The organism is Polaribacter sp. M10, from assembly GCF_054968445.1.
Map to the genome: position 1 here is coordinate 1 of NZ_JBSSBG010000035.1, position 10,024 is coordinate 10,024.

Consider the following 10,024-nt stretch of genomic DNA (forward strand, 5'->3'; position numbering starts at 1 on the left):
AATATCGTGAAAATGTAAACCAGTGGTGGGTTCATCAAAAATAAATAGGGCTTTGTCTTTGGTGTTTCCTTTTACTAAAAACGAAGCCAATTTAATTCGCTGGGCTTCACCACCAGAAAGCGTAGAAGAAGATTGTCCTAAAGTTACATACCCCAAACCAACATCTTGCAAAGGTTTTAGTTTGTTGGCAATTTTAGGTACTAAATTTTCTGAGAAAAAAGCAACAGCATCATCAATCGTTAAATTTAAAATATCATCTATAGATTTATTATCAAACTTAACTTCTAAAACCTCTTTCTTAAAACGTTTTCCATTACAAACATCGCATTCTAAATGTACATCTGCCATAAATTGCATTTCTATGGTCACTTCTCCTTCGCCTTTGCAAACTTCACAACGTCCACCTTCTACATTAAAAGAAAAATGTTTGGGTTTGTAGTTTCTTATTTTTGAGATTTTCTGATTCGAAAAAAGCGCACGAATATCATCATAAGCCTTAATATACGTAACAGGATTAGAACGCGATGAACGCCCAATAGGATTTTGATCTATAAACTCAACGTGTTTTAAAGTATCGAAACTGCCTTTTATTTCTGTGTGTTGTCCAATTTTATCACCATAACCAGAAATCTTTTTTTGCATGGCAGGATATAGAATTTTCTTTACCAATGTACTTTTTCCAGATCCTGAAACTCCTGTAATTACAGACAAACAATTTAGTGGAAAAGTAACATCTATATTTTGTAAATTGTGTTCTCTTGCACCAATAATCTGAATGTTATTTTTTGATGTTCTTCGTTTTGTTGGTACATCAATTTTTAAATCTTCATTTAAGTATTTAGCGGTTAACGAATCCGATTTTAATATTTCATTAAAAGTACCTTCTGCAACTACATTTCCTCCAAAAGTACCTGCTTCTGGACCAATATCTATAATGTAATCCGCTTCTTTCATAATATCTTCATCGTGCTCAACCACAACAACAGTGTTTCCTAAATCGCGTAGATTTTTTAAAACACCAATTAAACGTTCTGTGTCTTTTGGATGCAAACCAATACTAGGTTCATCTAAAATATACATAGAACCTACCAAAGAACTCCCTAAAGAAGTCGCCAAATTAATACGCTGACTCTCGCCACCAGAAAGAGTGTTCGAAGTTCTGTTGATGGTTAAATACGAGAGACCAACATCGGTTAAAAATTGCAAACGATTATTGATTTCGGTTAACAAACGTTTTCCTATTTTCTCTTGATATTTGTCTAATGTTAAGTTTTTAAAAAACACAGCCAATTCATCTAAAGGCAATGAAACCAAATCTGAAATGGTTTTTTCGTTTATTTTTACATAATCTGCTTCTTTGCGTAAACGTTTGCCATTACAGGTTGTACATTTTGTTTTGCCTCGATAACGAGAAAGCATTACGCGATTCTGAATTTTATAGCTTTTTTCTTCTAAAACCGAAAAGAAATGATGAATGCCGTTAAAAGATGTGTTGCCATTCCAAACCAATTCTTTTTGTTTTTCTGTTAACTCAAACCAAGGTTTGTGAATCGGAATATCAAATTGGTAAGCCACTGAAATCAAAGCTTCTTTATAATGCACATAAGAAGGCGTTTTAAACGGAAAAATGGCATCCTCAAAAATAGACAAACCTGTATTGGGTATTACTAAATCTTCATCAATACCAATTACATTTCCATAACCTTCGCAAGTTGGGCAGGCTCCATAAGGATTGTTAAAACTAAATAAATGCGTATTGGGTTCTAAAAAAGACATTCCGTCTAAATCGAACTTATTGCTAAACTCAGAAACTTTATGATCAGCTAAGTTTTCTATAAAACAAATTCCTTTGCCCTCAAAAAAAGCAGTTTGTATGGCATCTGCCAATCTGTTGTAAAAATCCTCATCATCTTTAGTCACAATTCTATCCACTACTAAAAAGATAGCTTCGTTTTTATACTCCTCTTGAGGAAAATCTGAGATTCGATACACAGCATCCTTCCATTTTAATCGGGCATAACCTTGTTGTTCTAAAACTTGTAAAACGGTTTTTAAATCGCGGTTTTCATCAATAGTAATTGGTGCAAGGAGTAATAATTTTGTGCGCTCTTTAAATTCTTTTATAAAATTAACAACATCAGAAACCGTATCTTTTTTTACTTCTTTACCAGAAATAGGCGAGTAGGTTTTGCCAATTCTGGCATATAATAATTTTATATAATCGTAAATTTCTGTTGATGTACCTACTGTAGAACGTGGATTTGTAGAATTTACTTTTTGCTCAATAGCAATTGCTGGTGCAATACCTTTTATATAATCTACTTTTGGTTTGTGTAATTTTCCTAAAAATTGACGTGCATAAGAAGATAAACTTTCTACATAACGTCTTTGGCCTTCTGCATACAAAGTATCGAAAGCCAATGAAGATTTACCAGAACCAGACAAACCCGTAATTACAACCAATTTGTTTCTTGGTATAACAACATCAATATTTTTTAAATTGTGGAGTTTTGCTCCTTTAATGATTATGTTTTCTTTAGGATTTACAGTAGAAATATCTTGCTTCATGCATTAAAAATATAAGTGATAAAAATACCATATTTTTAAAGGACTTTAAAAAAAGATTACTGCCAAATTTGTTAAAAAGTTTGATGGATTAAAAATAAAAGTTATATTTGAACACTTAATATTCACTAAATTAGACGCATATACTAAAAAACTACTTTAAAAATTATTAGTTAGAATAATAAAAATGAAGAACAACTTGTTCTTCTAAAAAGTAGTTATGATGCAAAAAAAAACCATTTCAGATAGTACTTTAGTAAGTGATTATATTAAAGGAAATGAAGTAGCACTTAGTCTTTTAATAAAAAGACACCAACAAAGATTATTTAGCTTTATTTACAGTAAAGTAAAAGATAAAGACATTACAGAAGATATTTTTCAAGATACTTTTATTAAGGTAATTAGAACCTTAAAAAAAGGAAATTATAACGAAGAAGGTAAGTTTTTGCCTTGGGTAATGCGTATTGCACATAATTTGGTGATCGATTATTTTAGAAAATCGAGTAGAATGCCCGCATTTAACACAACAGATGAATTTGATATTTTTTCTGTTTTGGGTGATGGAAATCTAAATGCAGAAAAACAGCTTATACAAGAACAAATTTTTGCTGATGTTAGAGAGCTGGTAAAAGAATTACCAGAAGAACAAAAAGAAGTTTTGGTAATGCGTATGTATAAAGACATGAGTTTTAAAGAAATAAGCGAAAATACAGGCGTTAGCATTAATACAGCATTAGGTAGAATGCGATATGCCCTTATAAATATGCGTAAATTAATAGAAAAAAATAAAATTATTTTAGTAAACTAACAATAAAAGTAAAATGCCATCGTTACTTATTTAGAACCAAGTTATTAAATACTATATATGATGCAACTTTACTCAAAAAAGTCGTCTGAAATTCAGATGCAACCTAAACAAGAAACAGTTCAATTTTTGATCAATTTTTCCAAATCGCTAACTATTGTAAAAACAAAATCAAAAAGTTTCATTGAATTGAATTTGAATTAAGAAAGGAAAAAGCTTCAACACACGTTGAGGCTTTTTTCATTTATAATGTTCACGTTTAGTACTACTGTCATTTCGATTATTACTAAAATCAAAATATATTCTGATTGAAAGTACCTTGCGTAGCAAATAGTGAAATAGAAAAATCCATCAACCTAAACCATTAACCAAAAACCAAAAACCAACCTCGTTACTAATATCGGCACTTAATTTATCTAAATCTATGGTGCCTCTGCTAATGGCCTGTAAAATATAATGTGAGGTATTGTTTTGAATGCTGTTATTTCTTTTGGTAATTCTGTATTGTAATGCCATTTTTTTTGTATCTTGTAAAAGATTCATAAATAGGGGGTTAAAACGCTACTAAATATCCCTTAGATAAATATACTACAATATTTATCAGAAAATACTAGAACTTTTATATAAATATACTAGATCTTTTGGGTAAAAATACTAGTACTTTTTACCAAAAGTATCTATACTTTGTACCAAAACTAAGGTAACTTTGTACTAAAAGTTACTATAGTTTGTATCAAAAGTTACTGAAGTTTTTGTTGTTGCGTCTTGATGCAATACCAACTGCCGCTTAATGCATGTTGCATTGCCTTTTGATGCAAGTTGCAAGAGAACCTTGATGACATAAAACCTTACTACAGATAAACATAATTTGTAAGCGATATGACATGGTGTAAATAAAACAAGAGGTACAAGAGACGTATTTTATTTTTTTAGACTTACTTTGGTTAGTAGGCTGCTTTTTCTTACATTTATTTCTTTATCTTTTTTGGGTAAAAATTGCTAAACTATATCCATTTTTTCAAAACAGTAATAATTGTTTTTAGTTAATAATAAATGTACGCACAAGTAGGCATATTAGAAAATGAAATTCTTGTAAAATATCCTGATGTTTTGGATTTTGCAAGCTTATAATAACCAAGAAGAAAATTAATTATTTATTTTTAAGTGTATACATAATGTTTTGATGTTTTAGAATAAAATGGATTAATAATTGAAAAAGAATAGAATGATTGCAAACTTACATAAGCTAAAACAAGATTTTTTAGAATATTGGTCTTTAGAGAAACTAGAAACAATGTCTCTAGAGCAATATACAGATACCAAAAGAGAAAACTCTTTTTGCTATTGGTTAGAACATATAACTAGAGATTTAGGAAGTATTGTAGGTGGTAGTTCTTTTAAATTCGGTATTTATAAAATGGGTGCTACTTCTAAAACAGTATCGGCAATTAACAGAACAAATGATGGTGAATATGCGTGGCATACCAAATATGGCGTAACCAAAGAAGATGCATTTACAACTATAAAGTCAATTATTATAAGTATTGCTAACTATGCCAAACAAAATAATATACAACCCATTGATGACATTGATCTCGGTAATGCTTACAAATGGAAAATTGCATTTTTATATGGCAATTTCAATTGTGTAAACATGTTTAAATTAGATGCTTTACGCATTATAGCTTCTAACTTAAATATCAAATACAATAATAAAACTCCCATTTCTTATTTTCATAAAGCCATTTTAGAATTAAAACCAAAAGAGCAAGAGTACTTTGCATATTGTCATAATCTGTGGAAACAATATCAAGAACGTCAAGTAGATGTAAAAAAAGATTTTGCAAAATGGTTAAACAAAAATACGTTTGATTCATATCGTAATTATTTAGGGTATACCAATCAAAGTATTGAAGAAAGGCTCATTGAAATTAATAGTTTTTTTGATGAAATAGATTTTTTCTTGGTAGACCCAAAAAAAATAAATGCTTTAATAAGTACAATTTTGTTTCTTTTAAATAAAAAAGAGCGAACTAAAAATCTAGATTTTATTGAATATGATGCAAAAAACAGTAACGGAATCCCAAAAGCAATTCTAGGTAAGAACAATTATATTAAGTTTTTAAAAGAAAATTTTGATTATAAAATACCCAACTATTGGATATTTCAAGGAAATCCTAATATTTACAACATAAAAAAAGCCCTAAAATCGGGCCATCTAAAAAGTTGGAAAATTGCTGCGCATAAAGACAAAATAAAGATTGGTGATCAAGTTATTATATGGCAAACTGGTGCTGGATCTGGCTGCTATGCTTTAGCTGAAGTAACCTCTGAAGTTAATGTTTTCACAGAAGAAAACGAAGAACAACAATATTATTTAAGCTCTTCGAATAGCGAGCCTATAGAAAGAGTAAAAATTAGAATTTTAAAATATTTAGCAGAAGACCCTATACGTTGGGAAGAGCTAAAAGATAATCCTGTTTTTTCTGAATTTAAAGCAGGTAATCAAGGCACAAATTTTAAAGCCACTCAAGAAGAGTTTGAGACATTATTAAATTGGAATCGAACCAATAATATTAAATATTGGTTGTATTCTCCAGGAGGTGGTGCTGATCATTGGGATGAATTTTTTGAAGCTAATATAATGGCTATTGGTTGGGATAGATTAGGAGATCTTAAACAATATAAGTCAAAAGATGAAATAAAAGAGGCTCTTGATCATATTAACGGAAATAGTGATCGAAAACCAAATAAAGTTACCGCGAATTATGAATTTGCAAATACAATGCAAATAGGTGATGTAATAATTGTAAAACAAGGCATAAGTAAATTATTAGGGTATGGCGTAGTAACTTCAGATTATTTTTTTGACAGTAAAAGGGAAAGCTATAAAAGCTGTAGAAAAGTAGATTGGAAATTAAAAGGAGAATGGTATACACAAGATAAACTAGTACTAAAAACACTTACAGATGTTTCAATTTACCAATCAAAATACGCAGAATATGATAAATATTCTGATTATCTATTAGCATTAATGACCGCAGGTAATAAAGAAAAAATTGCAGAAAAAATAGTAACCGAAATGAAACCAATTAATCAAATTTTATATGGTCCTCCAGGAACAGGGAAAACCTATTATTTAAAAGAGCAATTATTTGATAAATACACTTTAAAAAAAGAAGCTATTTCTAAAGAAAAGTATTTTGAAGAAGTAGTTACTAACATTACTTGGTGGCAGGCAATTACACTAGCATTGATTGAAGAAGGGAAATCAAAAGTTAGTGATATTTTAAAGAATAGATGGGTAGCCACTAAAGCAAATTTAAGTGAATCTAAAAATGTAAGAGCAACAATTTGGGGTACCTTACAAATGCACACCATAGAAGAGTCAACAAATGTCAATTACAAACAAAGACAAGCACCCCTTATTTTTGATAAAGAAATAGATAAATCTTGGATCTTACTAGATAGTGAGTTAAAAGAACAATCCCCAGAAATTTTTAAAATTCTTGAAGATGTAAATAATTTTGTTGCAAATGCAGATAAAAGCATCAAACATTACGATTTTGTAACATTTCATCAATCATTTGCCTATGAAGATTTTATTGAAGGAATAAAACCAGTAATGCCAGAAAATGAAGAAGAAACTGCGGATTTAGGGTACAAAATAGAAGATGGTGTTTTTAAAAAGTTATGCGTGAAAGCAAAAAACGATCCTGAAAATAAATATGCAATTTTTATAGATGAAATTAATAGAGGTAATGTTTCAGCCATTTTTGGTGAATTAATTACCTTAATTGAAACTGATAAAAGGAGTGGTGCTAAAAACGAATTAAGCATAAAATTGCCTTATTCAAAAAAAGAGTTTAGTGTGCCTTCAAATTTAGATATTTATGGAACTATGAATACAGCAGACAGATCTGTAGAAGCCTTAGATACCGCATTAAGACGTCGTTTCGAGTTCAAAGAAATGATGCCCGATTATAGGGTAATTGAAAAGGAAGAAGTCGAAGGTGTCAAATTATCTAAAGTCTTAGAAACAATTAATGAGCGCATCGAATTATTAATAGATAGAGATCATACCATTGGGCATTCTTACTTTTTCAATGTCAAATCTGCTGAAGAGTTAACCAATGCGTTTAACAATAAAATAGTGCCTTTATTGCAAGAATATTTCTATGGTGATTATGGTAAAATAGGTTTGGTATTGGGTAAAGGTTTTGTAATAAAACAAAAGAATGATAAAATTAACTTCGCAGATTTTTCCTACGAAAATGCAACTGATTTTATTACCTCGTCATATGTATTAAAGAAGGTTCAGAAAGATATGATAATCGAAGCGATTTCAATTTTATTGGGTACAAAAGAGATTGAATAATTGAAGATAAACAAAACCATATCTGTTTTCGAGCACCAGCGTTTATATGTTGGTAAAGAGGGTTTTAAACAAGTTCATTTAGATGCTCTTTTAAAATTAAATGAACTGCATGAGGGTAAATATTTTGAACCAATTGCAAAAGGAATAAAATTCAATCAATATGTGGGCATCATTCAAGTTGCAGGTGTAACGATTCAAATTCATCCCAAAGCAGATAAAGATGATCAAAACAATCGTTGGAAAAATGTACTGTTAAAAATGCTTAAAGCTTGTGGCAAATTAAATGCACAAACAACTGGTGATGCAAATGTAAAAAGACAGCATTTAAATTTACTGGAAGTTTATTTTGAGCAATATTTAATGGAGGTGAATACACTAATCCATAAAGGTCTAATTAAACAATATCGAAAACAATCTAAGAATACAATAGCACTAAAAGGAAAATTAGAGTTTGCAAGTCATATACAAAAAAATGCAATACACAAGGAACGTTTTTTTACAACACACCAAGTCTATGATACAGAGCACATACTGAATCAAATATTATCTAAAGCATTAGATATTGTAGGTCAGTTTACCAAAGGTACAAGATTACATGATACCACTAAAAGAGTAAGCCTAAATTTCCCAAAATTATCCAATCAGAGTATTACACTACAACAACTAAATAATATAAAACTTAATCGAAAATCACAAGGTTATTCTAAGGCATTGGAGTTAGCAAGACTCATCATTTTAAATTATTCTCCAGACATTTCCTCAGGTAAGGAAAAAATGTTGTCATTATTATTTGATATGAACGAATTATGGGAAACATACATAACAAAACAATTGGAAAAAGCTTGTATAGGTACTGATATAAAAATATCAGGTCAAGAATCGAAGTCATTTTGGGGACACAATAATTTAAGACCAGATATTGTATTGCGTAAAGGTTTAGAAACCTATATTATAGACACCAAATGGAAACGACCAAAAAACAATACAGCTTCAGTTAGCGATTTACGTCAAATGTATACCTATTGTCGTTTTTGGGATGCACAAAAAGCCATGTTATTATATCCAGGTGATGCAAGTAGTAATAAATTTAAGCCTTATCTAACAGATGATTATGTGAAAAATGAAGATGAAAACCATTCTCAAATAGAACACCAATGTAAAATGGGATTTGTTTCTGTTATTGATACAAAGAGCATATTAAATAGCAATATTGGAGATGAAATTCTAAAATATTTCTTTTAATAAAGAATAAAAATATGACACCCTGTAAAGTATTATTATCTATTTTTCATATCCATCAACATTTAAAGGATATCAGCAAACCTCTAGGGTTCTTTTTGTAGAACTTTGTGATATGGAAAATATATTAGTAGCAGGTGCCAATGGTACCACAGGAAAAAAAATAGTAAATTTATTAGCAACATCACAATATTTTACTCCAGTTGCCATGGTTCGTAAAAAAGAGCAAGAAGAACAATTTGCGCAAAGAAATATAAAAACAGTTTTGGCAGATTTAGAAGAAGACGTTGCGCATACCGTGCATAATATCGATAAAGTAATATTTGCAGCAGGTTCTGGAGGAAAAAAAGTAAAAGAGGTTGATGAAAATGGCGCTAAAAAATTAATTGCAGCAGCAGAAAAACAAAATATTAAAAAGTTTGTAATGCTGAGTTCTATGGGAGCAGACCACCCAGAAAAAGCAGACGATTTGCAAGAATATTTAGAGGCCAAACATAATGCAGACGAATATTTAAAACAAAGTAAGGTAACCTATTCAATTGTAAGACCAGGTACGTTAACTGATGAAAAAGGCTCTGGAAAAATAGAATTAAAACACAAACTAAACAAACGAGGAGAAATTAGTAGAGACGATGTAGCACAAACCTTAGTACGAGTTTTACACGATACAGCAGAAGTTGATGATACTTTCGAAATTATTAAAGGAGATACTTTAATTGGGGAAGCAATACCTCATTAATACCCCCTTTAATACCCCAAAGGAGAACATACTCTTCATTTTACACAAGAACCTCTTAAAATTTCCACGAAAATTTTAAGAGGTTCTTTGGTTTACCATAAATACTTGCTCTGTGAATCTCTGCGTAATAATGTCCACTACAATCAGTGCAAATCCGTGAAATTCGTGTCAAAAACAATTTCTTTTGTGAATCTCAGCGAAAAAACTCTGCGAGTCTCAGTGTAATAATGTCCACTACAATCAGTGCAAATCCGTGAAATCCGTATCAAAAACAATCTCCACTGTGAATCTCAGCGAA

Annotated in this window: 6 protein-coding genes; 4 read left to right on the forward strand and 2 right to left on the reverse strand. The window is 30.3% G+C overall.

Annotated elements, in window-relative coordinates:
• Positions 1-2,568 (reverse strand): excinuclease ABC subunit UvrA (uvrA, locus tag ACWYN7_RS16905; RefSeq protein WP_462861157.1); only part of this gene is annotated, 2,568 nt, incomplete at its 3' end.
• A gap of 220 nt (positions 2,569-2,788) precedes the next feature.
• Here uvrA and ACWYN7_RS16910 point away from each other — a divergent pair.
• Positions 2,789-3,373: an RNA polymerase sigma factor gene (locus tag ACWYN7_RS16910; protein ID WP_459486765.1), complete on the forward strand. Its 585-nt coding sequence runs from the start codon at positions 2,789-2,791 to the stop codon at positions 3,371-3,373.
• Between the two features lie 348 nt (positions 3,374-3,721).
• On the opposite strand, the gene ACWYN7_RS16915 is transcribed toward ACWYN7_RS16910, so the two are convergent.
• Positions 3,722-3,913 carry an HU family DNA-binding protein gene (locus ACWYN7_RS16915; RefSeq protein WP_462861158.1) on the reverse strand — a complete coding sequence of 64 codons (192 nt, stop codon included), beginning with the start codon at positions 3,911-3,913 and terminating at the stop codon, positions 3,722-3,724.
• Between the two features lie 682 nt (positions 3,914-4,595).
• Here ACWYN7_RS16915 and ACWYN7_RS16920 point away from each other — a divergent pair.
• From ACWYN7_RS16920 to ACWYN7_RS16930, 3 genes are all read left to right on the forward strand, one after another.
• Entirely contained in the window at positions 4,596-7,748 is a 3,153-nt protein-coding gene (locus ACWYN7_RS16920; RefSeq protein ID WP_462861159.1) for an EVE domain-containing protein, read from the forward strand.
• Positions 7,749-8,990, forward strand: coding sequence for an McrC family protein (locus ACWYN7_RS16925; protein ID WP_462861160.1), 1,242 nt, complete (start codon positions 7,749-7,751; stop codon positions 8,988-8,990). It begins immediately after the preceding gene.
• A 112-nt stretch (positions 8,991-9,102) separates the two neighbouring features.
• Positions 9,103-9,726, forward strand: coding sequence for an SDR family oxidoreductase (locus ACWYN7_RS16930; RefSeq protein WP_462861161.1), 624 nt, complete (start codon positions 9,103-9,105; stop codon positions 9,724-9,726).
• The last annotated feature ends 298 nt before the right edge of the window (positions 9,727-10,024 follow it).